The following is a 25,691-nucleotide window of genomic DNA, read 5'->3' as shown; positions in this document are numbered from 1 at the left end:
CCAACTCAGCTTTGATATCAGCTTCAGCTTGAGCAATCACTTCATCAGTCAATTGAGATTTTGATCCATACTTCAAGTGTGGTAGAGCTGGTTTGTTAACCATTGCACGGCTTTCGTTATCTTGGTCGATAACGTGGTTCAATTGTGCCAACTCATCTTTAACGAATTGTTCATCCAATTCTTTGTAAGAAAGAACTGTTGGTTTCATCGCTGCGATGTGCATTGACAATTGTTTAGCAAGTGCTTCGTCTCCACCTTCAACAACTGAAATAACACCGATACGTCCACCGTTATGTTGGTAAGCACCAAAGTGTTGTGCGTCTGTTTTTTCAATCAATGCAAAGCGACGGAATGAGATTTTTTCTCCGATAGTTGCTGTTGCAGATACGTATGCAGCTTCAAGGGTTTCACCTGAAGGCATTGTCAAAGCAAGAGCTTCTTCATTGTTAGCAGGTTTTCCTTCAGCAATAACTTTAGCTGTGGTATTTACCAATTCAACGAATTGAGCGTTTTTCGCAACGAAGTCAGTTTCAGCGTTTACTTCAATAACTGCTGCAACATTACCGTTAACGTAAACACCAGTCAAACCTTCTGCAGCAACACGGTCAGCCTTCTTAGCTGCCTTAGCCATACCTTTTTCACGAAGCAATTCAATCGCTTTTTCGATGTCACCGTCTGTTTCTACAAGCGCTTTTTTAGCGTCCATAACTCCGGCACCAGATTTTTCACGCAACTCTTTTACAAGTTTAGCTGTAATTTCTGCCATTTTGATTCTCCTATATTTTTTAAAAATAGGAGAGCTGGGCTAGGCCCCGCCCTCCTAGGTAATTACTATTTATATGAATTAAGCGTTGTCGCCTTCTACAACTTCAACGATTTCTTCGATTGAATCTGCTTGAGCTTCTGAAGCTGCAAATTCTGCTTCAACTGCTGCTGCATCTTCACCTTGACGTCCTTCGATGATAGCGTCAGCCAATTTAGCTGTGATCAATTTAACAGCGCGGATAGCATCATCGTTAGCTGGGATGATTACATCGATATCATCTGGATCAGTGTTTGTGTCAACCATCGCTACAACTGGAATTCCCAATTTTTTAGCTTCTTTAACAGCGATTTGCTCTTTATGTGGGTCAACTACGTACATAACATCTGGGATACGAGGCATATCTTCGATACCACCCAAGAATTTTTCAAGACGTGCACGTTGTTTATTAAGAAGTGCAACTTCTTTCTTAGGAAGAACTTCGAAAGTTCCATCTTCTTCCATACGTTTGATTTCTTTCAAACGAGCGATACGTTTTTGGATTGTTCCCCAGTTTGTAAGAGTTCCACCCAACCAACGGTGGTTGATGAAGTATTGACCTGAACGTACTGCTTCTTCAGCAACTGCATCAGCTGCTTGTTTCTTAGTACCAACGAACAATACAACTGCATCGTTAGCTGCTGCATCACGCATGAAGTCGTATGCTTGGTCAGCGTATTTTACAGTTTGTTGCAAGTCGATAACGTGGATTCCGTTACGCTCTGTAAAGATGTATTTAGCCATCTTAGGGTTCCAGCGACGAGTTTGGTGACCAAAGTGTACACCAGCCTCAAGAAGTTGTTTCATTGAAATTACTGCCATGAGTATTTCTCCTTTTTGTTTTTTTCCTCTTCTCGACTTCAACTCGCAAAACGACCCAAGGGCAACTGTCTCACAATTCATCAAGAATGAGTATTATCGTTCACACGACAATTTTCATTTTACCATACTTTTCCAATATTTTCAAGCTATTTTGATATAATTTTTAATAGGGATTATCACAGTAAAACCTGAAAAGAGGGCTCTATTCGAGTCCCTCTGTAAATTAATCTGCATAAATATATGTTACAAAACCTGAAGACGTAGTTGTCGGATTGAACCACCCACGATGATTTCCAAGCGTGCGATTACCAGCATAATTTGATTCTGAAACTTGGATACGTGTTGTTGATTCCACAGCAGTGACTACCGCTACGTGTCCATAACCACCATCATTCCAACATGCAATCGCACCAACTTGAGGTGTTGAACCTGTACGGAATCCTGCAGCAGCTGCACTTGTAGCCCACTGCGCTCCATTACCCCAATAGTCTCCAGCCCAAGGTGCTAATGTTTTAACTCCCCATGTACATTCTCCAATTGGATAGCTTGAAGCATTTGTACTGTATGTTGGGCGTTGTTTGACTGCCACAGGAGTATATGTTGCTGATTCCGAAGAAGCTACAGCTTGAACCTGTGCTGCAAAAGTCGTATTTCCAGAAGCAACAACTGTTTGTTGTTGACTTACTTGTTTTGCCTTGTAAGTTGCTTCTGCCTCTGCTGCTGCTTTTGCTGCTACTTCTGCTTCTGCTTTTTTCTCTAGCAAACTTGCTTTTTCATCTTCTGCTGTAGCTTTTTCAGCAGCAAGATTTAATTCTGCAGCCTTCAACTCAGCTTGTTTCGTTGTTAAAGCTTGCGCATCATCAGACAATTTCTGTTGATTTGCAATTACTGTATTAATTGCGTCATTGTTTGCCACTTGCTTCTCAGAAATTGCTTTTTTATCTGCTTTTTGTTGTTCCAACATTTTGTTGTTAGCAGATACGATTTCATTCATTGCTGCTACACGTGAAATAGCTTCTGTAATTGATTTTGAGTTTACAATCGTATTGATGTAGCTGGTTGCAGCTCCATTTGTTTGAGCACTACGGGCTTGTTTTTCCAAAGAATCATTGCGAGATACAATGTTTTTAGAAAGTTCTGTAATCTCATTCTCAAGTTTTTTAGATTCTGCTTGTAATCTATCATTTTCAGCTTGCAAGTTAGATTGCTCAGCTTGAATAGCTGATACTTGCTCCTGAATTTGGTCAACTTGTTTTTGGGCTTCTTGTTGTTGTGCTGTTAAGTTACTAATTTTATTATCTTGAGCAGCAATTTTGTCATCAGTAGTTTCTGCATGCGCAGTTGTTAAAACAGCTACTTGAGAAACCATTACTGTACTTAATAAAAGTGACGCTAAGATTTTTTTCTTCATATTACGTAGATACTCCTTCTTTTAAAGACAATACTAGTATACCAAAAAAAGGCCTAATGAATATTACGCCTTTGTTACATTTTTGTTTCTTTCTTATAGATAATATCTTTCAAAAATAAACTGAAAAATAAGCATCCACACAAGATTTAAAATCATGGATGGTACTAGGCTATAAACGATAAAAATCGGCAGACTATCTAGAGTTAAACCTACCGCTAATGCAAAGAGATAAGCTCCCATATCAAATAGAAAACTCATAACAATCATAGCCAAGATTCTTGTCCAACGATTCAATAAAATAACACTATTCAATTTATGAAGAAAGGCTCCCAATAAGATAAATAAGAGAGTTGCAATCCCTATTAGATGGAAAAAGTAAACATCGTAAACCAAGCCTATCACAAAACAATAGACTAGGTAGAGATACTCTGATACTTCTATCGTCTCAAATAAGAGAAATAAAAATAGAAAATGACTAGCCAAATGTACATGGGGGAAAAATGAGCCCAGAAGCTGGCTAATATGGGCGTCAATTAGAACAAAGAAAGGAAGCAATAAAAACACTCCAACCCGCTTCAACTGTCTCATCATGAATTCCCCACTAATTCTATCACATCCACATTATGAGTATCTGCACTCAATTTAACAGTTACTTCTCGTGTCAAATAGTCTGTACTATGCGTTGTGGCAACCACTTCACCAACAGGAATATTCGCAACGTTAAAGTTTCCTAATCCACCCGTTGTCACCTTATCGCCTGTACTAATATCGCTATTGCTATTTAATTGGCTAATTTTAAGAACTTCATTTTCCTTGTCGTAGCCAACAATAATTCCATAAATTGTAGTAGAACCATGTTGAATTTTAACAGAAATCTTATCAGCATTTTCCGTATTTGTCAGAAGATTGACCATGGTAGAGTTCTCCTCTACTTTTGAGACACTCCCAATCAAGCCACCATTTGCAATTGCTAACATATTCTCAGAAGCCCCTTTTGATTTGCCTGCATCTAAGGTCAACTCCTGCTTCCAAGATACCGGAGAACGCATAATAACATCTGCTGCCAAAGTCTTTGTAGCTTGCAATTTGGACTTCATATCAAGCAATTGGCGCAGTTGTTCATTTTCCGTCTTTAAACTTTCCGCCTCATTTGATTTAACTTCTAATTGGTAAATCTGTTTCTTCAAACTTTCATTTTCATTATAAGTGCGTGTCAAATGAGCCAAATCTGATTTGACAGAATCAAACCACTGAAAAGGTTTTTGAACAACCCTATCAACCAATGAGATTCCATCTCCTAATCTTGTCACAATTGTACTTGAATAAGTCGTCGCTAAGAGAGCTGACACAAGCATAACAGTGACAAAAACAATAATGACATATTTTGATTTTTTAAAACGGTTCATATCCCTACCTTTATATCAAAAACTGTTACAGTAATTTTTTATCAATTCCTGAAAGCTACTAAGATTTTAAGAAAAATAAGCAACAACCAAGTATGATAATAACAAGAATGGTCAGCGTATCCTTTCGGGTCCATTTCAATTTTCTGTATTGACTTCTACCTTTTCCACCCTGATAACCACGCGCTTCCATGGCGATAGCCAAGGAATCCGCACGTTTTAAACTTGTCGCAAAAAGAGGAATCAAAATAGGAATCATAGCCCTCACCTTTTGAACAATGCTTCCTTCACCAAAATCCACTCCACGCGCTTTCTGTGCATTCATAATTCGCGTCGTATCATCCATTAATGTCGGAACAAAACGCAAACTCATGGACAGCATCAATCCAATTTCATGAACTGGAACTTTCACACGCTTTAAAGGCGCTAACAAAGCTTCGACAGCTGAGGCTAAACTTAAGGGCATGGTCGTTAAGGTTAACAAAGTTGAAAAGAAAATAATCAATACAAAGCGACAAAAAATAATTCCAGCTTGTTGCAAAGCATAATCCGTGATTCTCACAAACGAAAACTCAAATAAAACATTCCCATTAGAAATGAAAAATAGTTGAAAAATAGTTGTGAAGGCAATCAAGAAAAACATAGATTTCAAGCCCTGAATAAAAAATGAAAGAGATACTCCTGACAAGGCAATAAATATCCCTGTCGCTATAAAAAGAATTAGATTCGTCAAAGGATTATTAGCCCAAAAAACGATTAAAATCAGTAGCATCATAGCAAGCAATTTGCTACGTGGATCCAACCGGTGAACAATCGAATCCCCTGGGATATAACGCCCCAAAATCATACTATCCATTTAGCGACTCCTTGAACTCCTCTATCTTAATCGGTAATCGTTTAAATGACACGCCTCTATCAGCCAATCGTTTACAAAAGGCTGTAATCTTAGGTACTCCCAACTGCACTTCTTCCATAAAGACAACATCTTGAAAGACATCACTAGGTTTACCAAACTTAACTAAACGTCCCTTTTCCATTACATAGACTTGATTCGCATATTCAGCAACATCATCCATCAAGTGCGTTACCAAGACGATGGTCATCCCTAACTGGTGGAGTTTTTTGAACAAATTCATCATCTCTTTTCTTCCCAGGGGATCTAGGCCTGCTGTGGGCTCATCTAAAACTAATATAGCTGGCTCCATGGCAAGTATGCCTGCAATGGCGACACGTCTCATTTGTCCACCCGATAGCTCAAACGGGCTACGATTAAAAAGTGATTCATCAATTCCAACCAGAGCCAGTTTCTCACGCGCAATCTGCTCCGCATCTTCTTCAGAAACTCCAAAATTTTGCGGTCCAAAAGCAACGTCTTTCAATACTGTTTCTTCAAAAATCTGATTTTCAGCAAACTGAAATACCAAGCCAACCTGTTTTCTAATTTGACGAATATCTTTATTTTTAGAATTCGAGGTGATTAAGGTATCAAAAACTCGTACACTTCCTTGACTTGGCACCAATAAACCATTTAAGAGTTGCAAAATAGTTGATTTCCCGCTACCTGTATGCCCAATTAAGGCCGTATAAGAACCATCTTCAATCGTCAAAGAAACATCCGACAAAGCTGTTGAAGCTAAAGGAGTCCCTTCTTGATATGTAAAACTCACATTTTCTAGAGCAATTCCCATAGCTTATCCTCTAGCTCACTTTCTGTCAAATAATTTTCAGGCAAATCATAGCCATTCTGGCTCAAAGAATGTTTTAATTGATTGGCAAAAGGATCGTCTAATCCAATTTGATCTAAATCATTTCGAGAGAAAAGATTTCTTGGACTACTAGTTGATTCAATTTCCCCTTTTTTCATGACCAACACACGGTCACTCATGGCAACTTCTTCCAAATCATGTGTAATGGAAATGACCGTCATATCATAGTCTTTCCGAATTCCTTTTACTGTCTCAATCAGTTCTCTACGACCCTCAGGATCCAACATACTCGTTGCTTCATCTAGAATTAGAATAGCTGGTCTTAGGGCTACAACACCTGCAATAGCTACACGTTGCTTTTGGCCACCCGATAAACGCGCTGGCTCTCTCTTTTTAAATTCCAACATGCCAACTAAAACCAGAGCTTCTTCCACTCTCTTTTTCATTTCTTGACGAGAAAGGCCCTGATTTTCCAAACCAAAGGCAACATCATCTTCAACAGTCGCTCCAACAAATTGATTATCTGGATTTTGAAAAACCATACCGATTTGACGACGTATGCTCCAAACATTTCCCTCAGTCAACCGTTGGCCATCAATTGCAATCTCTCCGGATTCTGCTTCAAGTAAGCCATCAATTAATCGAACCGTCGTTGATTTACCACTACCATTGTGCCCTACAATCGAAAGCCATTCCCCACGTTTCACGTGAAACGTAATATCTTTCACATCATAGTACTCCTGACTTTCCTTATAACGAAAAGAAAGATTTTTTACATCAATTATTGATTTCATTTCGAACCAAATGTCCCTTTAAATATATAGGCACTACCCTTGAAATAATCATAGCCAGAGTAGATAGTGAAAAATAAGGCTACATAAAGTAGAACTTGACCAAGCAAAGTCCAATGTAATAGCAAGAAAATAATGGCAAACATCTGACTGAAAGTTTTAATTTTTCCAGGCATTGCCGCTGCTAAAACCGTTCCACCAGTTTCAACCAATAAAAGCCTTAAACCTGTCACAGCCAACTCTCGACAGATAATAACTGCAACAATCCAAGCCGGAGCCATACCTAACTCAATCAACATAATAAAAGCCGACATAACTAGTAACTTATCCGCCATAGGATCTGCAAATTTACCAAAATTACTGACCACATTCCATTTACGAGCTAAATATCCATCTAAATAGTCGGTAATACTGGCAACAGCAAAGATAATAGCTGCCACTATATGACTCTCTATCGAATTTCCTATCGTTAAAATAAAGATAAAAATAGGTATAAAGAGAATTCGACCTATTGTTAAGAGATTGGGAATTTGTTCTTTTTTCATTCGTTTTTCCTTAATTTTTAGTAAAGGTTACAGTGATTTGTCCAGTCTGAGCTGTTAATTTCGATAAATCAACAGTCTGATTATCTACTGTCAAAGCAACACCTTTTACAACACCTAACGTAATTGTTACAGGACTTTTAGTTGCAACTGTTGCTTCTGCACTTTTCTTCTCTGGCGATAAGGTTACACCGCCCTCAAGTTCGCTTTCTGAAACGCTGACCCAACTTGTAACATCTGAAACTGCCAATTGCAATTTAACTGTTTCCTTACTTGTCTTATAAGCGATTTCTACATGATTTCCTTCGCCTGATACACTTATAGCTGATTCTATACTAGAAGAACTGCTAGATGAACTACTACTTGAGGAGTGAGTAACAGAGCTAGTTGAACTTATTGAACTTGTTGATTGAACCACACTGTAATTAGAAAGAGAAGCTCCCTCTGGTTGAGTTTGAATATAGTTCCAAACATAATAGGTCACAAAAATTAAAATCGATAAAGCAAAAAGGATAAAATAAAATAAAGGTAAAAAGGATGTTTTTTTCTTCTTTTTCTTACTTGAACGTCTACGACCTGTCAACTCATCTTCATCAACATCTACTTCCTCATAAGTAATCATACTCCCAGAATCATAAGCATCCAAAACAATTTGATCATCTAACTCAACAGCCCATGCATATTTTTTCAAGAAAGAACGCGTGTAAAAAGGACTTGGAAGTTGATCGAAATCGTCTGCTTCCATTGCTTCCAACATATCTAACTGGATTTCTGTCTTTTTCTGCAATTCATCTAAACTCAATCCCTGATTGATTCTAGCTAATCGTAAAACCTCACCAATTGTTTTTTTCCTCATACTTGTCATCCCTTCTTTCTAGTGTCTATTATGATAGGTTACTACGATGGGAATATTGTAAAATCAACTATGTCACCATCATCTATTAAGTGATGCCCTGCTTCAAGGACATCCTCTAAAGTAATTTCCTGTAAAATCTTTGGTAAATCAAAAATTGTCTCACCATATTCAAAAGCATCATATTGCGTTGCAATAAATTCAAGAGAGTTCATGCTACTGAAAAATTCTCCAAACATCTCTCTTTTGATAATATCTAAATGATCCTCTGTAATATCTAAATCCTTTGTAAAATTACGAATGGCCTTCCTAAATTGATGAGATAAAGCAACTGGCTCTTTCGTATCCATTGTCAACATAACAAAATGAAAACGACTTGTTACTTCAATTTCAAGAGATAAGGAAGCATCTATTTTACCTGACTCATATAACTTTTGAAAACGATCCGAAGTCCAACCAAACATCATTGCAAACAATAATTTTAATAAAATATGATGTCGATAGCAATACACCTCAGCAACTTCTCGATTACCTCTAATCCCAATCGCTAGTTTGGGAGAAGATACTTCCATTCTCATACTGTCTGTTTGCTTTACAGACTGTAAAACAAATTTTTCTCTTACTACTTCCTGAACATCTAAATCTTTCAATTCTTTTCTTTCAAAATAGTCCTGTACTTGCTCCACATCAAAATCACCAACTAAAAACAGATACATGTTTACAGGTTTGTAAAACTTTGTAAAATTTTCTTGCAATTTAGTTAGATTGATTTGGGAAATAGACTCCTCGCTTCCAACTATATCCGTTGCTAAAGGTGTACCAGGATACAAATTCGCTAAGGTTGAAAAGAATAAACACGAATCTGGATCATCTTGATACATTTCTCGTTCTTGCTGAATAATATCCTGCTCTCTTAAAATGGAATCTTCAGAAAAATGTGCTGATGTTACCAATTCATCAAGTAACTCTAAATTTTCTAAAAAATGATCCGTTGCTGAAAAAAGATAACTTGTTTTTGTAAAGCTTGTAAAGGCATTACTATCTGCACCTAGACTCGTAAAAGCAGACATCAAATCGCTAGCATCTTCTCTCTCAAATAATTTATGTTCAAGAAAATGAGCAATTCCTCCAGGATATTCTTTTACATCTCCGTCAACTTCTGTGACAAGCGTATCTACCGAACCAAACTGTACAGTTACACTCCCGTAAACCTCTTTAAATTCCTTTTTAGGCAAAAGAGCAACTGTCAATCCATTTGACAAACGAGTTCGATAAACCATTTCTTTTACAGCTGGATAGTATTTTTCTTCAAAAACAACCTTTGTCATTCTATTCCTTCCATAAAGTAAATCGTCTGTAGTTTCACATTATTAGCTGCTCTACAAATAGCATCTTTGTCAACTTGCTCGAGTTTTGCAATCCAACCTTTAAAGTCTGCTGAAGATTTTCCAAGTAAGGCATTTTGATAAGCACGTTCAATCAATGAATCTTGATTATCTTGAGAAAGTAACAAAGACCGACGAATCATTTCCTTGGTCTGCTCTAGCTCAAGCTCTGTAAAATATCCTTTTTTTAAATCAATCAGTTGATTATTCATCATTTTACGAGCCTGGTTACGATTTTCTCGATTGATACCAGCATACATCCTCAAGAATCCACTAAACAAATCGAGCTGACTTGAAATAGTATAAGCCAATCCAGCATTTTCACGGACATTTGTAAATAGTTTAGAGTGAGCAAATCCACCAAGTAAACCATTCATTACAATCATGGGTAAATGTTGCTCATCACCATATTCAGAAGGGCAATGATAACCTAATTCCAAAATGGATTGTCCCACATTTTTCCGAACCATACCTTCCTGAAGGACATTTGAATAAGGTTGACAATACTGAACCTTCACATCTCCTTTTCGACCTTTAAAGCCAAATGATTCTAATACATTTTGAATTTCAACCTCATTAAAATCACCTAGGAAAAAGAAATCTATTCGATCACTAGCCAAAAATTCTTGGAAACAAGAATAAGAACTTTGTGGAGTTTCAACTAAAATACGATTTCGTAAATCACTATATTCCAATTGAAGACGTTCATCATGAAAAAATAATTTATCCAATTCTTTATGTGCAAAGTAAAAAGAATCATCCATATCAGCTGCTAAACTTGCTAGCAATTGTTTTTTCTCAATTTCAAATAAGGCCGGATCAAACCCATTATCAACTACTACGGGGGAAAAAAGAGTTTCTTTTACTAGTTCCAAAACCTGAGAAGTTAGCACATTTTTCCTACTCAAAAACTCATCACGAACGTAGGTAAATGTCAATTCTACAATGTGACTTTGCCCTCTTCTGAAACAATTGGTTGACATATCTGTACCGTATAGACTGGCCAAATGTCTTCTCAAATCTTGAGAAGTGGGGTATATCTGATTAGCAGTCTCTAGCATACTCGCACTCAACATGCGACCTGCAATCGTATCAAGAGATAATGGAGCGGTAAAACGCACGGTGATTTTGTTCGTTTTAAACTTCTTTGATTGGATAAAATGTGTTGAAATTCCATGCACTAACTCCATGATTTACCTCCTTATATACAGACTTCTATTATATCACGAAAACCTGAAATTTTCTTGTTCTCTGTAACACTTTTGAAATAAAAATCGCTTACATTACTCCTTGTTTCTCTCACTATTTTTAGGAAAATATGGTATAATACCAAAGATTGAGGTGAATTATGGAATACAAATTATTTGAAGAATTTATTACCCTCCAAGCACTACTCAAAGAACTTGGAATTACACATAGCGGAGGAGCTATCAAATCATTTCTCTCTGAACATTCTGTTTACTTTAATGGGGAATTAGAGAATCGTCGTGGTAAAAAACTTCGTATTGGTGATAAAGTTGACATCCCTGACATGGACATTGACATCTTGTTGACACAACCCACTTCTGAAGAACAAGATGAATACCAAGCTGATAAGGTTGAAAAAGAACGGATTGCTAAACTTGTCAAAGAGATGAATAAGGGAGTTAAAAAAGACAAATCGAAACCTACTTCATCACCTAAAAGCAAACAAGCTCCACGATTCCCTGGTAGATAATCATGTGGCTACAAAACCTATCTCTCAAGACTTTTCGTAATTACAAAGAGACGAAAATAGACTTTAATCCTAAATTAAATGTCTTTTTAGGACGTAATGCACAAGGTAAAACAAATATGTTAGAGGCTATCTATTTTTTAGCCTTAACACGTAGTCATCGAACTAGAACAGATAAAAATCTCATTCATTTTGATGAGAAACAACTTCATCTTTCAGGTCTTGTTCAGAAAAAAACGGGATCCATTCCTCTCGAAATTGAACTAACACAAAAAGGCCGTGTAACAAAAGTTAATCACTTAAAACAGGCACGACTTTCAGATTATGTCGGACACATGAATGTTGTCTTATTTGCTCCTGAAGATTTACAACTAATTAAAGGAGCACCTTCAGTTCGACGAAAATTCATTGATATGGAGCTTGGACAAATTAAGCCCATCTATCTATCAGACTTAACCAATTATAACCACATCCTAAAACAAAGAAACACTTATCTAAAATCAGCTCAAAAAATAGATGAAACCTTCCTTTCAGTCTTAGATGATCAGCTAATTGATTATGGATGTCGTGTAATGAATCAACGCTTAGATTTCATAAAAAAACTAGAATATTTTGGTCGTAAGAAACATTTTGAACTCTCTAATCAGATTGAAGAGTTGTCAATATCCTATCAATCTTCTGTCAATATAACTGACAAAGAAGACTTATCCGAATCTTTCAAAATTGCTTTAGAAAAAAGTAGAGCCAGAGATTTATTTAAAAAGAATACTGGTGTCGGTCCTCATCGAGATGACATTTCTTTTTATATAAATGGGATGGATGCTAGTTTCGGAAGTCAAGGCCAACATCGTAGTCTCGTCCTTTCTATAAAATTAGCAGAAATCGAGTTAATGGAAAGTATTACTACAGAATCTCCAATATTACTGCTTGACGATGTCATGAGTGAACTTGACAACACTAGACAGTTAAAATTATTAGAAACGATTTCTCATTCAATCCAAACCTTTATCACAACAACAAGCTTAGATCATCTTCAAAATCTGCCAGAAAATCTAAGTATCTTCACTATTCAGGATGGTAAAGTTACTGTAAATGAAAATTGACAACATTGTAAAAGAACTCCTGTTTTTACTGGAGTTCTTTTCATTGTTTTTTTACATAGAATAATTTGGTGCCTCATTAGTAATTTGTACATCATGAGGATGGCTCTCTTTCAAACCAGCACCAGACATTTCAATAAATTGAGCATTATCGTGTAGTTCTTTAAGGTTAGCTGCACCACAGTAACCCATACCAGAACGAATACCACCAATCATTTGGAAGACAATATCAGCTGCAGCACCTTTATAAGCAACACGACCTTCAATTCCTTCTGGAACGAGTTTGTTTGCTTCATTGACAGAACCTTGGAAGTAACGATCGCTTGAACCTTTCTTCATAGCAGCAATTGATCCCATACCACGGTAAGTCTTAAACTTACGTCCTTGGAAGATTTCAGTTTCGCCTGGAGCTTCATCAGTTCCAGCAAACATTGATCCAAGCATAACTGCATTTCCACCTGCAGCAAGGGCTTTTACAATATCTCCAGAATACTTGATTCCACCGTCAGCAATGATCGTTTTACCATATTCACGCGCAACAGCTGCAGCATCATAGATAGCTGTTACTTGCGGAACACCGACACCAGCAATCACACGAGTTGTACAGATTGAACCTGGCCCAATACCAACCTTGACAACGTCTACACCTGCTTCATAAAGGGCACGTGCACCTTCAGCAGTAGCAATATTTCCAGCAATCAAAGTACGATCTGGGAAATGAGAACGAATCTCAGCAATTTTACGCAAGACACCTGCAGAATGACCATGCGCAGTATCAATAACAATCGCATCCGCTCCTGCCTCAAAAAGAGCTTCTGCACGTTCAAAAGTATCTGAAGTAACACCTACTGCACCTGCAACTAGAAGACGACCAAACTCATCTTTAGCAGCATTTGGGAACTCAATAACTTTTTCAATATCTTTGATAGTAATCAAACCAGAAAGACGGCCTTCTTCATCTACCAACGGAAGTTTTTCAATACGGTGTTCTTGAAGAATACTCTCAGCTGTTGCAAGATCTGTACCCACAGGAGCAGTAACAAGATTTTCACTAGTCATATGGTTTGAGATTGGTTGGTTATAGTCTGAAATAAAACGAAGATCTCGGTTTGTCAAAATACCAACCAATTTACGATTTTCAAGTGTTTCAACAACTGGAACACCACTAATGCGGTAACGACCCATAAGCTCATCTGCTTCAGCAATTGTATGTTCAGGTGTCAAAAAGAACGGATCAATAATAACTCCATTTTCAGAACGTTTTACCTTACGAACCTCGTCTGCTTGTTGAGCAATTGACATGTTTTTATGGATAACTCCGAGACCGCCTGCACGAGCAATAGCAATGGCCATTTGACTCTCTGTAACTGTGTCCATGGCAGCGGTAATAATTGGGATATTTAAAGTCAGATTATCTGCCAATTTAGTTGTTAAATCTGCATCGTTAGGCAACACATGACTTTCAGCTGGAATAAGCAATACATCATCAAAGGTAAAACCTTTTTTCAAAAATTTAGTGTCCCAATTAGACATTCGAAGTTTCCTCTTTTCTTTCTTTTTGAGCTTGACTCTTTTTATATTGTATCTATCATACCATTCTATAAAAATTTGTCAAATGTTACAGGGGTAAATAAAAAACTATCTTTTCTTCGAGATAGAAATGATAGTTTCTTGTAAAATAAACTTAGTTAAAGTAATGAAGTCCCATTGCTCCTTTAACCTCAGATAGGGTTTGACCTGCAACTTCACGCGCTCTTTCACTACCTTTTTGAAGCATATTATAAACTTCTCCCATATCCTTAGCAAATTCAATACGGCGCTCACGAATAGGACCAAGTTCACGTTCTAATATTTCAAGTAGATAACGCTTGGTCTTCACATCACCAAGACCACCTCGTTGATAATGTTCTTTCATGTCTGCAATTTCTTGAGTATCTTCTGGACGACCAAAAACATCTAGATAATGGAAAACCATATTTCCTTCAATTTTACCTGGATCCTCAACGCGGATATGATCTGAATCTGTATACATACTCATCACTTTTTTACGCAAAGTATCCGCATCATCAGCTAAATAAATACCGTTATTGAGTGATTTAGACATTTTAGCATTTCCATCTAAACCAGGTAAACGCCCTGCTCTCTCATTTTCTGGATAAATACCTTCCGGTTCCACCAAGACATCACAATTATATGCATTGTTAAAAGAACGAACAATCTCACGAGTTTGCTCAATCATTGGTTTCTGATCTGTCCCAACAGGAACATAATTGGCCTTGAAAGCTGTGATGTCAGCTGCTTGAGCTATTGGATAGACCAAGAATCCTGTCGGAATGCTTTCTCCAAATCCTTTCTGAGCAATTTCTGTCTTGACAGTTGGATTACGCTCCAAACGTGCTAATGACACCAAATTCATATAATAAATAGACAACTCAGCTAATTCTGGAATTTGGCTTTGAATAAAGATAGTTGACTTACTTGGATCCAATCCAACTGCAAGATAATCCAAAGCCACATTTCCGATAGACTCTACAATGGTTTGAGGATCTTTGGCATGATCTGTCAAGGCTTGTTGGTCAGCCAAGAACACAAACATATCATACTTATCCTCTTCCTGTAATAATACTCGATTTTTGAGACTTCCAACATAATGTCCAATATGCAATTTTCCTGTTGGACGGTCTCCTGTTAAAATAATGGGTTTAGTCATTTTATTCTCCTTCGATATGGTCCCTTCAATTATAGCATTTTTTTAATGAAATAACTGCAATTTATTAAAATAAATCAATCTTGCTATTTACGGATTTGTGTAAAGTATGCTGTAAATGTAATTTACACAAAATTGACAGATAAAAATTTGAATATTTCCGTATTTTCTAGTAGAATAAATATATTACACATATAGGAGAAAAACATTGCTTACAGTATCTGATGTTTCACTACGTTTTAGTGATCGCAAACTTTTTGATGATGTCAATATCAAATTTACAGAAGGAAATACTTACGGATTAATCGGTGCTAATGGTGCCGGAAAATCAACCTTTTTAAAAATTTTAGCCGGAGATATCGAACCTACTACTGGTCACATCTCTCTTGGTCCAGATGAACGTCTCTCCGTTCTTCGTCAAAATCACTTTGACTATGAAGATGAACGTGCCATTGATGTCGTTATCATGGGAAATGAAAAACTTTATAGCATCATGAAAGAGAAAGATGCTATCTACATGAAGGAAGATTTCTCAGATGAGGATGGAGTGCGTGCTGCCGAACTCGAAGGAGAGTTTGCCGAGCTTGGAGGCTGGGAAGCAGAAAGCGAAGCCTCTCAACTACTTCAAAACCTAAACATTCCAGAAGAATTGCACTATCAAAACATGAGCGAATTGGCCAACGGTGAAAAAGTAAAAGTTCTCCTCGCCAAAGCACTTTTTGGTAAACCAGATGTTCTTCTCTTGGACGAGCCTACCAACGGTTTAGACATCCAATCTATTACTTGGTTAGAAGACTTCTTGATTGACTTTGATAACACCGTTATCGTAGTATCCCACGACCGTCACTTCTTAAACAAAGTATGTACTCACATGGCCGACCTTGACTTTGGAAAAATCAAACTCTATGTCGGAAACTACGACTTCTGGAAGGAATCTTCTGAGCTCGCTGCTAAATTGCTAGCAGACCGTAATGCTAAAGCAGAAGAAAAAATTAAGCAATTGCAAGAATTCGTAGCTCGTTTCTCTGCTAATGCTTCTAAATCAAGACAAGCAACATCACGTAAGAAAATGCTTGATAAGATTGAACTTGAAGAAATTGTACCATCTAGTCGTAAATATCCATTTATCAACTTTAAAGCAGAGCGTGAAATCGGTAATGATCTCTTGACAGTAGAAAATCTAACTGTAAAGATTGATGGTGAGACTATTTTAGATAATATCAGCTTTATCTTGCGTCCAGGTGATAAGACAGCGCTTATTGGACAAAATGACATCCAAACGACTGCATTAATTCGTGCAATCATGGGAGACATTGATTATGAAGGAACTGTCAAGTGGGGAGTAACTACTAGCCGTTCTTACTTGCCAAAAGATAACTCGGCAGATTTTGCAGGAGGAGAGTCAATCCTTGACTGGTTGCGTCAATTCGCAAGTAAAGAAGAAGATGACAATACTTTCCTACGCGGTTTCCTTGGCCGTATGCTCTTCTCTGGAGATGAGGTTAACAAACCTGTCAACGTCTTGTCAGGGGGAGAAAAAGTTCGTGTCATGCTTTCAAAACTCATGCTATTAAAATCAAATGTCCTTGTCCTCGATGATCCAACCAATCACTTGGACTTAGAATCTATCTCAAGCTTGAACGATGGATTGAAAAACTTTAAAGAATCAATCATCTTTGCCAGCCATGACCACGAGTTTATTCAAACTCTAGCTAACCATATCATTGTCTTGTCTAAAAATGGCGTCATTGACCGTATTGATGAAACCTATGATGAATTCCTAGAAAATGCAGAAGTACAAGCAAAAGTTAAAGAACTTTGGAAAGACTAAATAAAACTTCAAAACTCAGTTGGGTTAACCAGCTGAGTTTTATAACATTTTATGAGGTAACATGAAATTATTTTTTAAAACATATTGGACCTATTTTGTTTCTTTCATCATTCCCATAATCATTATGATAGGAGTATATCTATCTCAAGGTATCTACTGGAATAGCGACAACTCTCCTCTATTAGGAGATGGCTTTCATCAATACGTTATTTTTGATGTAGCCTTACGAAATATCCTACATGGAAATGGTAGTCTGTTTTACACCTTTACAAGTGGCCTTGGATTAAATTTCTATGCCCTATCTAGTTATTACTTGGGTAGTTTCCTTTCACCACTAGTTTACTTTTTTGATCTAACTAATATGCCAGATGCTGTCTATCTGACAACTCTCTTAAAATTTGGATTGATTGGACTGTCAACTTACTTTAGTTTAAATAAATTATTTCAATCGATTCCTAAGCCTTTAAAACTAGCTTTATCTAGTTCCTATGCTCTGATGAGTTTCACAGTTAGTCAACTAGAGATAAAAACCTGGATAGATGTTTTTATCTTGATTCCTTTAATTATAACTGGTTTACAGCTACTTATCACTGAAAAGAAATTCCTATTGTACTTTACAAGTCTGTCAATTTTGTTTATTCAAAATTATTATTTTGGCTATATGACAGTATTGTTTCTTATTTTCTGGTATCTATGTCAAATTTCTTGGGACTTTAAAACTCGAAAATCATCTTTTCTTGATTTCATAATCACCTCCGTTTTAGCTGGTATGGCTAGTTTGATTCTGACTCTGCCTACTCTATTTGATTTACAGACACATGGGGAAAAATTAACTGAAATTACAAAGTTTCAAACTGAAAGTAGCTGGTATCTTGATCTCTTTGCTAAACAATTCATTGGTTCCTTTGACACAACAAAGTATGGAGCCATCCCAATGATTTTTGTTGGACTACTTCCCTTTATTTTGACCATTTTATTTTTTACGCTGAAATCTATTAAGTTTCACGTGAAACTTATCTATGCAATCTTCTTTGCATTTCTAATTGCAAGCTTTTATATTGAAGCTCTTGATTTATTTTGGCAAGGCATGCATACTCCAAACATGTTTTTACATCGCTATGCTTGGATTTTCTCTACCTTGTTAATTTACACAGCAGCAGAGGTCTTAAATCGTCTGAAAGAAATTAAAATCTGGAATTTTTTAGTTTCGCTTTTTTTTGTGGTAGCAGGATTTTTAGCTACCATCTATCTAAAATCACATTATTCTTTTTTAACAGATTTGAATATTCTGCTTACTCTTGAATTTTTGGTTGTCTATTCGCTTTTACTCCTTGCAGTTATCAAAAAGTTTATCTCTGTAAATCTATTTGCCATTCTAATTTCTTTATTTATAATGGTTGAAATAAGTTTAAATGCTTCATCTCAAATAGACGGAATTGCTAAAGAATGGGGTTTTGCTTCTCGAAGTTCATATAATCGAGATATCCCAGCTATGGAATCTTTCTCAACATATATTGGAAATCAATTTACTCGTACTGAAAAACTACAAACTCAGACAGGAAATGACAGTATGAAATTCAACTATAATGGAATCTCTCAATTTTCATCTGTTCGAAATCGTTCAGCAAGCTCTACTTTGGATAAACTTGGTTTTAAATCCTCTGGGACTAATCTCAATCTACGCTATGCAAATAATAGTATTTTAGCTGATAGTTTATTTGGTATCCAGTACAATATCTCAGACAGTCCTATTGATAAATATGGTTTTAAAGATATCTATCAAAAAGATAATCTTACCCTATATGAAAATCAATTCTCTCTCCCGATTGCCTTTGCTAGTCAATCTGTTTACAATGATGTCAAGTTCAATGAACATACCTTGGATAATCAGGCCTCATTTTTAAATCAACTTGCTAACGTCGATTTTGATTATTTTTCTCCAATCCCTTATGACAAAACAGAAAATACTAATGATTTGATTAGTGTCACAAGTTCTTCAAATGAGGATGCAGCAATCCAGTATCAAATTGAAGTGCCAGAAAACAGCCAAGTTTATCTTTCTTTCACAAATCTTCACTTTTCTAATGACAAACAAAAAAAGGTTGACATCCTTGTAAATGGAGAAAAGAAAACTTTTACAACTGATAATGTCTTCTCCTTCTTTAATCTAGGCTATACAAAATATACAAAAACTTTCAATATTCATGTTAGTTTCCCTGAAAATTCACAAGTATCATTTGAATCTCCTACCTTCTACCGTTTAGATACCCAAACTTTAACTGAGGCAATTCAAAAAATTAAAGAACAACCTGTAACAGTATCAACTTCTAAAAACAAGGTTTTTGCTACATATGATGTCCAACAAGATACATCTATTTTCTTCACCATTCCTTATGACAAAGGTTGGTCTGCCTACCAAGATGGTAAGAAAATAGAAATTAAACAAGCTCAAACTGGTTTTATAAAAGTTGACATTTCTAAGGGAAAAGGAACTATTACACTTTCCTTTATTCCCAATGGGTTTGTTGTTGGAGCAATCTGTTCCTTTACTTCTCTTTTACTATTTGGAATCTATAATCACAAACGAAAGTCATCTAAGACATAAAAAAATCGACCAGTTGGTCGATTTTTTTAATCTTCTTCCATTTTCTTAGGTCGATAGGCTAGCATACCTAAACCAGTAAATAGGGCTAATATCACAGCAAGGAAAATGACTTGATGATGAATATTTCCTGTCATAGAAATTGTTTGTCGTAATCCAGAAACCGAATAACTCATTGGTAACCAAGGATTAATAGCTCTAAAGAAATTATTTGTCAAAGCAAGTGGATAGGTACCTGCACTTGATGCTAACTGTAATAAAAGCAAAATAAGAGAAAAGAAAGCTCCTATACGGCTATTCCATGTTGTTAAAGCGGTTACCATGGACATGAATACTAAACTTGTTAGGATAATGAGAATAAATGTTCTCATTTCATGATTAGCAGTTAAACCAATAAGATGAACTCCTCCATATACCAAAATTCCTGCTAAAACAGCTATAATACCATTTATTTCAGCTCGAGATTTCAACCAAGCCCAACGACTCTCTGGATGACGTCCTGAAGGCAACTTCGCAAAGATCATATTCGTTGATATTGCTGCAACAAAGAGAGCAACTGATATCATATAAGGAGCCATTGCGATTCCATTTACAGGAACTTGGTCATTGTCTGTTTTGGAAAGATTGAGTGGATTTGACAAAATCTCTGCATTTTTAGATTCCGTTGATGCTGATTTAAGTTGATCACTAGCATTACTTAGTCCTTGTCCTAAAGAAACAACTCCTGTCTGTAAACCTTCCAATCCAGAAGTTAACTTTGTTCCACCTTCTGCTAGTTTCCCAGCTCCATCTGCCAATTTATTAGCTCCACTTTCTAATTGAGAAGCACCTGAAATTAACTGACTGGATTTGTCAGCTAGTTGGCTAGATCCTGACTGCAATTTATCAACTCCTGCTATCAATTCTTGACTCTTTCGATTCAATTGATTGGAGCCAGTTGATAATTTTTCAATACTAGACACTAATTTTGGAGTTTTTTCAACTAATTGACCAACTCCTGCTGTCAAGTTAGAAGATTTTTGTGTCAAGGTAGTTGATCCTGAAACTAATTGGTTCAAACTACCTGTCAAGGTGGAATTCTTTTCTCTTAGTTGACTTGCGCCTTGAGAAACTTTATCAATACCTGCAGTATATGCATTTACACCTGATGCAATTGACTGACTGGCAGGAACTAATTTGCTAGTAACAGCTCCTTGTATCTCTGTTAATCCACTTGACAATCCTGTCAAAGAAGTAGAAGCAAGCGGTAATACTTGATTAGCTTGATTTTTTAAAATCGAAAGATTAGATGATTGATTTTGTAAGTTTTCTAAACTTCCCTGTAAACCTTTAACTAAAGCTACAATTGACTGAGCCGATTGAATACCATCAGTTGAATTTTGAGATACAGAAGCTCTTATCTCAGCTTGTTGCTCACTTGTCAATGATTGATAAGCTGCTGTCGATTGAATATTGGCTAATGTAGTTGTTTTTTCAGACTGAGCACTTGCTAACATTTGATTAGAAAGAGATGCTATACTTGATAAAACAGAATCTAATTGTTTTGTATCTCCAACATCAATATTTTGAATAGCTTTATTTAACTGATTTAGACCTGAAGATAATTGATTAATTTGATCTTTTTTCCCAGACGAAGCATCTAACTTGCTAGAAAGTTGTTGGATCCCTTCACTTAATTGCTCCACCCTCATTCGAAGTGTAGCTGATTGATTGGATAACTGATTAGCACCTGTTGCAAGATTTCCCACTCCGTTTGTATAAGCACTAACACCAGATGAAAATTGATTAAGACCAGCATTAAGCTGAGAAACACCGCCAGTATAGGATTCTACACCAGTATATAACTGATTGATTCCCTTTACTAATTCAGGACTTTTAGAAGATAATTGACCTAACCCGCTATCTAATTGACTCACTGCACCAGTATATGTAACTAAACCACTATTAAAATTTCCTAAGCCAAGATGAAGTTGTTCGACACCAGAAACATAAGAGGATAATCCTTTAGTAAACTGCTCCGTTCCATTTGAAAATGTTAAACTTGAATCTGCTAAAGAGTGCAGGTTGGTAGTTAATGTTTGACTTCCTGTAACTAACTGATTCGCTCCATCAGTTAATTTTTCACTACCAGAAGCTGCTTGACTCATACCATCTTTTAATTCGACCATCTTGTTAAATAAAGCTTTAGTATAGGTCTCGGTTACATTGGTAGAAACATTCTGCTTCAATTGTGTCATCGCAGAATCGCTCATCTTGCTAGCAATAAAACTATGACCACTTGAAGTCTGATAATCGATTTGCATTTGCTCTGGATGATTCGTTAAAATAGAAGCTGCTTTTTCAGATAAATCACTTGGTAAAGTCACTACCATATAGTAATCGCCATCTTCCAATCCCTTATTTCCTTCCTCTTCATCTACAAAATGAAAATCCAAGGTTTTATTTTCTTTTAAATTGGACACCATGTCTTTTCCTATTGCCATGATATTACCATTATAGGAAGCCTCTTTATCATTATTGACAACTGCCACAGGTAAGTCAGACAATTGCCCATATGGATCCCACATTGATGACAAAAATATGATATTGTACAGAGCTGGAATAAGAGAAATCCCTATCATGACAATAATAAAGGTTGGTTTTTTAAAAATTGCTTTCCATTCTTTAAACATATCTTCTCCTTTTTTAAACATATTGTCTAAAATTTTGATATAATAGATTATACATTAAAAAATCTAAATTACAAGATAAAAAATCCATTTTTAGACATATAGTCTAATTTGTTTACAAGGAGGAAATATGCAAGAAAGTAATAAACGCTTAAAAACAAAGCGAACTATTGAAAATGCTATGGTACAATTACTGATGGAACAGCCATTTGATCAAATTTCTACTGTCAAGCTAGCAGAAAAAGCCGGGATTAGTCGTTCCAGCTTCTATACTCACTATAAGGATAAGTATGATATGATTGAGCACTATCAAAGCAAACTATTCCATACATTTGAATATATTTTTCAAAAACATGCTCATCACAAAAGAGACGCTATTTTAGAAGTCTTTGAATATCTAGAGTCAGAACCACTTCTGGCCGCCCTTCTTTATGAAAATGGGACTAAAGAAATCCAAAATTTCTTAAGAAATAAACTTCATATCATGCTCAGCACAGATTTACAAAAACGCTTTATGCAACTGAATCTCAATACCACTGAATTAGAATATAGTAGCATCTATCTAACTCATGCACTTTTTGGTGTCTGTCAAACTTGGATTGCACATGGAAAAAAAGAAAGTCCTCAAGAAATAACAGACTTCCTTATGAAGATGCTTGGTGATACAAATTGATACAAAAAGAGGAACACAACTGTGTTCCCTTTTATCTATACTCCGCCAGTAGGACTCGAACCTACGACATCATGATTAACAGTCATGCGCTACTACCAACTGAGCTATGGCGGATAAAATAGTCCGTACGGGATTCGAACCCGTGTTACCGCCGTGAAAAGGCGGTGTCTTAACCCCTTGACCAACGGACCTTCTATCTGTAGCAGATATAACCATTATATCAATTTCTTACTAATTGTCAATCACTTTTGAGATTTTTTCTCTAAAATATCTTTCAATTTTCTAATTTTTAACCTTGAAATAGGACAGCGATGATCTTCATAGAAAACAACTTCTAGATTCTTTCGGTCAATTTCTCTAATATTGCCTATATTTACCAAAAATGACTTATGAGGAGAATAAAATCGTTGGGTATGTTTGTCCTTTTCCTGAATATCTGTCATTGTTCCATAGAACTCTTTTGCAAAATTCTTACCAATAATGCGTAATTTATGAGAGACACCTGTCGTTTCAATATACAAAATATCATGGTAAGGAATTTTTAAATCATTTCCCTTGTAATTGTAATCAAAATAATCTACAACATCTTCATTTTCAAGTAACATACTCTTCGTGTAGAAAATATTTTGCTCAATTCTCTTCTTAAACATCTCATCATTGATATCCTTATCAACAAAATCTAGGGCTGATACCTGGTATTTATAGGTTAGAGTCGCAAACTCTGATCGACTAGTGATAAAGACGATAATAGCGTAAGGATTGTAATGACGAATGAGCTGAGCCACTTCAAATCCCTTTTTTTCAATCCCATGAATATCGATATCTAGGAAATAAAGCTGATTTACTTCATCGTTTTCAATGTATTCTTCAAATTCACGGACTTTTCCTGTTGTCTTGTATGATATTGGAATATTCGATTCTTTCGAAATTTCATCCAATATTCTTTCTAGTCTCACTTGATGTTCAATAACATCCTCTAAAATTAAAACTTTCATTCAAATTCCCTCTTAAATCTAATAATTTGTCTAAATGTACTGCCTTCCATCTCTGTTTCTAAAATAATATTATTGTACTTATCTAATAATTCTTTCACATTATTTAATCCTACTCCGCGATTTCTTCCCTTAGTAGAGAATCCTAAAGCAAATAGATCTCCAGAAGGAGTCATCGTCATTTTACATGAATTCTGAATCACAATCACTGTTTCAGTTTCCATCTTAATAACTGCTACTTCCATCTGCTTTTTATAACTATCAGCTGATCCTTCGACAGCATTGTTCAATAAAACGCTCATAATACGAACTAAATCCAGCAGGTCTATTGGAAGCTTGGTAATCGTATCTTTTACTTCCAGTGTAAACTCTACACCATTATTTCGAGCATAGACAATTGACTGAGCAACCAAACTTCGTAAAGCTGAATCTTCTATGTTGTTCAAGTCAAAGTAAGTATACTTATCTGAACGCAGTTTGTGATTTGCTTTGACCAAAACTTCATTGTAAACTCTGTCAATTTCCTGTAAATTACCACTGTCAATTGCCATCTGCATGCTGACAAGCATCCCAGCATAGTCATGTCTAAAACCACGGATTTCATTATACAATCCGACAATTTCATCTGTGTAATTCTGTAAATGTTTCTGTTCAAATTTCTTCTGCTTCAAAGCAATCTCTTTTTCCATTTGTTCTTTATGCGAATTCATTGCAAAGAAGGTCAAAAGGAGAGAAATAAAGACAATAGATGATAAAATACTTCCAAAACTATTCAAATGTTTAATCGTACTTACCATATTTGAAACGAAAGATACAATATGGAGCAGTAGTAAGGCAAAAAATACTTTTTTCAAGAAAGGATAAAGGTAGTCCTTGTCAAAATAGGCTAGTTCCAAATGGAAATAATGAATGATTTTTAAGATAACAACATAAGTCAACACCGTTACAACGGAAAAGAATAGGTAATAATATTGTAAAACAAAATTGTCTCCTGTTATAGAGGAGAAAGTTACGGACAAAAAGTTATGAGTGCTCTCATATAAAAGAGATAGTAGTAAACTTAGAAATAGTCCTCTATCCCTCTCATACTGTTTCATCCATCGAAAATAGGAATATAAGAATAAAGGAAATAAAAATGTTTCAATCCCTAACCCATCTAAATTTAGAAGATAGAAGGGAAAATCAAATACTATGTCTGTTAGTAATGTATAAGCACCAAAAACGAAGAATTCTTTTCTATTTATTTGACCTTTACAAATTAAACGGTAACTATGACTAATAATTAAAAAATATAATATCAAATCTACTAATAAGAAAAAATCCATTCTGCTACTCCTTTATCTTCTTCTAAAGATATTAAAGAAATTAAAGGACTTTTCATTCATTTTCCTCATCTCCCCACCTTGAATCTTTTGCAAGTCTTTTTCCTTCAAGGCTACAAACTGTTCCAATTTAACTGTGTTTTTCATAATAAAATCTCCTCAATGTTTTTTTCTTGTAAGCTAACTTACAAAAACCATTATACAAAATGAAATTTCATTTTAGATAAAATTCTCTCAACTGTCATTTTTTTCTCCCCAAGTGTACTTTTTTAAGAAAAAAGCCGGGAAAATTCCCAGCTTTGCTACTATATTGATCCCAGCAGGATTCGAACCTGCGACCGTTCGCTTAGAAGGCGAATGCTCTAT

At 35.9% G+C, this 25,691-nt stretch carries 23 protein-coding genes and 2 tRNA genes; 5 read left to right on the top strand and 20 right to left on the bottom strand.

Going from position 1 to position 25,691, the window contains the following annotated elements; genetic code table 11:
• The 12 genes from tsf to QZ359_RS02360 all read right to left on the bottom strand — a co-directional run.
• On the bottom strand, positions 1 to 766 hold a 766-nt coding region (gene tsf, locus QZ359_RS02415; RefSeq protein ID WP_293957938.1), incomplete at its 3' end, for a translation elongation factor Ts.
• Between the two features lie 78 nt (positions 767 to 844).
• On the bottom strand, positions 845 to 1,624 hold the full coding sequence (rpsB, locus tag QZ359_RS02410; RefSeq protein ID WP_000268459.1) for a 30S ribosomal protein S2: 780 nt from the start codon (positions 1,622 to 1,624) through the stop codon (positions 845 to 847).
• A 223-nt stretch (positions 1,625 to 1,847) separates the two neighbouring features.
• Positions 1,848 to 3,035 (bottom strand): peptidoglycan hydrolase PcsB, encoded by a 1,188-nt coding sequence (gene pcsB, locus QZ359_RS02405; RefSeq protein ID WP_293957930.1) that lies wholly within the window; start codon positions 3,033 to 3,035, stop codon positions 1,848 to 1,850.
• Between the two features lie 93 nt (positions 3,036 to 3,128).
• Positions 3,129 to 3,623 carry a rod shape-determining protein MreD gene (mreD, locus tag QZ359_RS02400; RefSeq protein ID WP_033678815.1) on the bottom strand — a complete coding sequence of 165 codons (495 nt, stop codon included), beginning with the start codon at positions 3,621 to 3,623 and terminating at the stop codon, positions 3,129 to 3,131.
• Positions 3,623 to 4,441: a rod shape-determining protein MreC gene (mreC, locus tag QZ359_RS02395; protein WP_293957926.1), complete on the bottom strand. Its 819-nt coding sequence runs from the start codon at positions 4,439 to 4,441 to the stop codon at positions 3,623 to 3,625. The genes mreD and mreC overlap by 1 nt, the downstream gene beginning before the upstream one ends.
• Before the next feature lie 58 nt (positions 4,442 to 4,499).
• Positions 4,500 to 5,294, bottom strand: a complete 795-nt coding sequence (locus tag QZ359_RS02390) for an energy-coupling factor transporter transmembrane protein EcfT (protein ID WP_293957924.1) — start codon at positions 5,292 to 5,294, stop codon at positions 4,500 to 4,502.
• Positions 5,287 to 6,126, bottom strand: coding sequence for an energy-coupling factor transporter ATPase (locus QZ359_RS02385; RefSeq protein WP_293957922.1), 840 nt, complete (start codon positions 6,124 to 6,126; stop codon positions 5,287 to 5,289). Before QZ359_RS02385 ends, QZ359_RS02390 begins: the two co-directional genes overlap by 8 nt.
• A complete protein-coding gene (locus QZ359_RS02380; RefSeq protein WP_153226469.1) occupies positions 6,111 to 6,938 on the bottom strand; it encodes an energy-coupling factor ABC transporter ATP-binding protein in 828 nt (275 codons plus the stop codon). Before QZ359_RS02380 ends, QZ359_RS02385 begins: the two co-directional genes overlap by 16 nt.
• The gene (gene pgsA, locus QZ359_RS02375; RefSeq protein WP_293957917.1) at positions 6,935 to 7,480 is read right to left on the bottom strand and encodes a CDP-diacylglycerol--glycerol-3-phosphate 3-phosphatidyltransferase; all 546 of its coding nucleotides are present in this window, start codon (positions 7,478 to 7,480) and stop codon (positions 6,935 to 6,937) included. The genes QZ359_RS02380 and pgsA overlap by 4 nt, the downstream gene beginning before the upstream one ends.
• A gap of 10 nt (positions 7,481 to 7,490) precedes the next feature.
• A complete protein-coding gene (gene rodZ / locus QZ359_RS02370; RefSeq protein WP_194250610.1) occupies positions 7,491 to 8,333 on the bottom strand; it encodes a cytoskeleton protein RodZ in 843 nt (280 codons plus the stop codon).
• 41 nt (positions 8,334 to 8,374) lie between these two features.
• Positions 8,375 to 9,658 carry a pitrilysin family protein gene (locus QZ359_RS02365; protein ID WP_293957914.1) on the bottom strand — a complete coding sequence of 428 codons (1,284 nt, stop codon included), beginning with the start codon at positions 9,656 to 9,658 and terminating at the stop codon, positions 8,375 to 8,377.
• A complete protein-coding gene (locus tag QZ359_RS02360) occupies positions 9,655 to 10,905 on the bottom strand; it encodes a pitrilysin family protein (protein ID WP_293957912.1) in 1,251 nt (416 codons plus the stop codon). The genes QZ359_RS02365 and QZ359_RS02360 overlap by 4 nt, the downstream gene beginning before the upstream one ends.
• Before the next feature lie 158 nt (positions 10,906 to 11,063).
• Here QZ359_RS02360 and yaaA point away from each other — a divergent pair, with 158 nt between their 5' ends.
• On the top strand, positions 11,064 to 11,432 hold the full coding sequence (gene yaaA, locus QZ359_RS02355) for a S4 domain-containing protein YaaA (RefSeq protein WP_293957910.1): 369 nt from the start codon (positions 11,064 to 11,066) through the stop codon (positions 11,430 to 11,432).
• A 2-nt stretch (positions 11,433 to 11,434) separates the two neighbouring features.
• Positions 11,435 to 12,532 carry a DNA replication/repair protein RecF gene (gene recF, locus QZ359_RS02350; RefSeq protein ID WP_069288777.1) on the top strand — a complete coding sequence of 366 codons (1,098 nt, stop codon included), beginning with the start codon at positions 11,435 to 11,437 and terminating at the stop codon, positions 12,530 to 12,532.
• Positions 12,533 to 12,583: 51 nt separating this feature from the next.
• On the opposite strand, the gene guaB is transcribed toward recF, so the two are convergent.
• Both guaB and trpS read right to left on the bottom strand, forming a co-directional pair.
• Complete coding sequence (gene guaB / locus QZ359_RS02345) at positions 12,584 to 14,062, bottom strand: IMP dehydrogenase (RefSeq protein WP_000073420.1); 1,479 nt, start codon at positions 14,060 to 14,062, stop codon at positions 12,584 to 12,586.
• 151 nt (positions 14,063 to 14,213) lie between these two features.
• Positions 14,214 to 15,239: a tryptophan--tRNA ligase gene (gene trpS, locus QZ359_RS02340; protein ID WP_000165448.1), complete on the bottom strand. Its 1,026-nt coding sequence runs from the start codon at positions 15,237 to 15,239 to the stop codon at positions 14,214 to 14,216.
• Positions 15,240 to 15,444: 205 nt separating this feature from the next.
• Between trpS and QZ359_RS02335 the strand changes: the two genes are divergently transcribed.
• Positions 15,445 to 17,067: an ATP-binding cassette domain-containing protein gene (locus tag QZ359_RS02335; RefSeq protein ID WP_000958774.1), complete on the top strand. Its 1,623-nt coding sequence runs from the start codon at positions 15,445 to 15,447 to the stop codon at positions 17,065 to 17,067.
• A gap of 61 nt (positions 17,068 to 17,128) precedes the next feature.
• Positions 17,129 to 19,672, top strand: a complete 2,544-nt coding sequence (locus tag QZ359_RS02330; RefSeq protein ID WP_293957894.1) for a YfhO family protein — start codon at positions 17,129 to 17,131, stop codon at positions 19,670 to 19,672.
• Between the two features lie 26 nt (positions 19,673 to 19,698).
• On the opposite strand, the gene QZ359_RS02325 is transcribed toward QZ359_RS02330, so the two are convergent.
• The gene (locus QZ359_RS02325; protein ID WP_293957892.1) at positions 19,699 to 22,341 is read right to left on the bottom strand and encodes a YhgE/Pip domain-containing protein; all 2,643 of its coding nucleotides are present in this window, start codon (positions 22,339 to 22,341) and stop codon (positions 19,699 to 19,701) included.
• Positions 22,342 to 22,468: 127 nt separating this feature from the next.
• Between QZ359_RS02325 and QZ359_RS02320 the strand changes: the two genes are divergently transcribed.
• Positions 22,469 to 23,011, top strand: a complete 543-nt coding sequence (locus tag QZ359_RS02320) for a TetR/AcrR family transcriptional regulator (protein ID WP_293957889.1) — start codon at positions 22,469 to 22,471, stop codon at positions 23,009 to 23,011.
• Positions 23,012 to 23,051: 40 nt separating this feature from the next.
• On the opposite strand, the gene QZ359_RS02315 is transcribed toward QZ359_RS02320, so the two are convergent.
• The 5 genes from QZ359_RS02315 to comC all read right to left on the bottom strand — a co-directional run bounded on the left by QZ359_RS02315 (position 23,052) and on the right by comC (position 25,472).
• Positions 23,052 to 23,125 (bottom strand) — tRNA-Asn (locus QZ359_RS02315).
• 5 nt (positions 23,126 to 23,130) lie between these two features.
• A tRNA-Glu gene (locus QZ359_RS02310) sits at positions 23,131 to 23,202 on the bottom strand.
• A 51-nt stretch (positions 23,203 to 23,253) separates the two neighbouring features.
• Entirely contained in the window at positions 23,254 to 24,006 is a 753-nt protein-coding gene (gene comE / locus QZ359_RS02305; protein WP_000866069.1) for a competence system response regulator transcription factor ComE, read from the bottom strand.
• The gene (gene comD, locus QZ359_RS02300) at positions 24,003 to 25,328 is read right to left on the bottom strand and encodes a competence system sensor histidine kinase ComD (RefSeq protein WP_293957881.1); all 1,326 of its coding nucleotides are present in this window, start codon (positions 25,326 to 25,328) and stop codon (positions 24,003 to 24,005) included. Before comD ends, comE begins: the two co-directional genes overlap by 4 nt.
• A 12-nt stretch (positions 25,329 to 25,340) precedes the next feature.
• Positions 25,341 to 25,472, bottom strand: a complete 132-nt coding sequence (gene comC / locus QZ359_RS02295) for a competence-stimulating peptide ComC (protein WP_261030037.1) — start codon at positions 25,470 to 25,472, stop codon at positions 25,341 to 25,343.
• Positions 25,473 to 25,691: the final 219 nt, after the last annotated feature.

Source organism: Streptococcus sp., assembly GCF_019414905.1.
Lineage (GTDB): Bacteria > Bacillota > Bacilli > Lactobacillales > Streptococcaceae > Streptococcus.
This window is presented reverse-complemented; position numbering and strand designations above follow the sequence as displayed.

Coding starts and splice junctions, on each gene's coding strand:
- pcsB (WP_293957930.1), bottom strand. CDS start 3,035: ATGAAGAAAAAAATCTTAGCGTCACTTTTATTAAGTACAGTAATGGTT.
- comD (WP_293957881.1), bottom strand. CDS start 25,328: ATGGATTTTTTCTTATTAGTAGATTTGATATTATATTTTTTAATTATT.
- QZ359_RS02390 (WP_293957924.1), bottom strand. CDS start 5,294: ATGGATAGTATGATTTTGGGGCGTTATATCCCAGGGGATTCGATTGTT.
- QZ359_RS02325 (WP_293957892.1), bottom strand. CDS start 22,341: ATGTTTAAAGAATGGAAAGCAATTTTTAAAAAACCAACCTTTATTATT.
- trpS (WP_000165448.1), bottom strand. CDS start 15,239: ATGACTAAACCCATTATTTTAACAGGAGACCGTCCAACAGGAAAATTG.
- guaB (WP_000073420.1), bottom strand. CDS start 14,062: ATGTCTAATTGGGACACTAAATTTTTGAAAAAAGGTTTTACCTTTGAT.
- QZ359_RS02320 (WP_293957889.1), top strand. CDS start 22,469: ATGCAAGAAAGTAATAAACGCTTAAAAACAAAGCGAACTATTGAAAAT.
- pgsA (WP_293957917.1), bottom strand. CDS start 7,480: ATGAAAAAAGAACAAATTCCCAATCTCTTAACAATAGGTCGAATTCTC.
- recF (WP_069288777.1), top strand. CDS start 11,435: ATGTGGCTACAAAACCTATCTCTCAAGACTTTTCGTAATTACAAAGAG.
- yaaA (WP_293957910.1), top strand. CDS start 11,064: ATGGAATACAAATTATTTGAAGAATTTATTACCCTCCAAGCACTACTC.
- QZ359_RS02330 (WP_293957894.1), top strand. CDS start 17,129: ATGAAATTATTTTTTAAAACATATTGGACCTATTTTGTTTCTTTCATC.
- rpsB (WP_000268459.1), bottom strand. CDS start 1,624: ATGGCAGTAATTTCAATGAAACAACTTCTTGAGGCTGGTGTACACTTT.
- QZ359_RS02360 (WP_293957912.1), bottom strand. CDS start 10,905: ATGGAGTTAGTGCATGGAATTTCAACACATTTTATCCAATCAAAGAAG.
- QZ359_RS02380 (WP_153226469.1), bottom strand. CDS start 6,938: ATGAAATCAATAATTGATGTAAAAAATCTTTCTTTTCGTTATAAGGAA.
- comE (WP_000866069.1), bottom strand. CDS start 24,006: ATGAAAGTTTTAATTTTAGAGGATGTTATTGAACATCAAGTGAGACTA.
- mreD (WP_033678815.1), bottom strand. CDS start 3,623: ATGAGACAGTTGAAGCGGGTTGGAGTGTTTTTATTGCTTCCTTTCTTT.
- rodZ (WP_194250610.1), bottom strand. CDS start 8,333: ATGAGGAAAAAAACAATTGGTGAGGTTTTACGATTAGCTAGAATCAAT.
- mreC (WP_293957926.1), bottom strand. CDS start 4,441: ATGAACCGTTTTAAAAAATCAAAATATGTCATTATTGTTTTTGTCACT.
- comC (WP_261030037.1), bottom strand. CDS start 25,472: ATGAAAAACACAGTTAAATTGGAACAGTTTGTAGCCTTGAAGGAAAAA.
- QZ359_RS02385 (WP_293957922.1), bottom strand. CDS start 6,126: ATGGGAATTGCTCTAGAAAATGTGAGTTTTACATATCAAGAAGGGACT.
- QZ359_RS02365 (WP_293957914.1), bottom strand. CDS start 9,658: ATGACAAAGGTTGTTTTTGAAGAAAAATACTATCCAGCTGTAAAAGAA.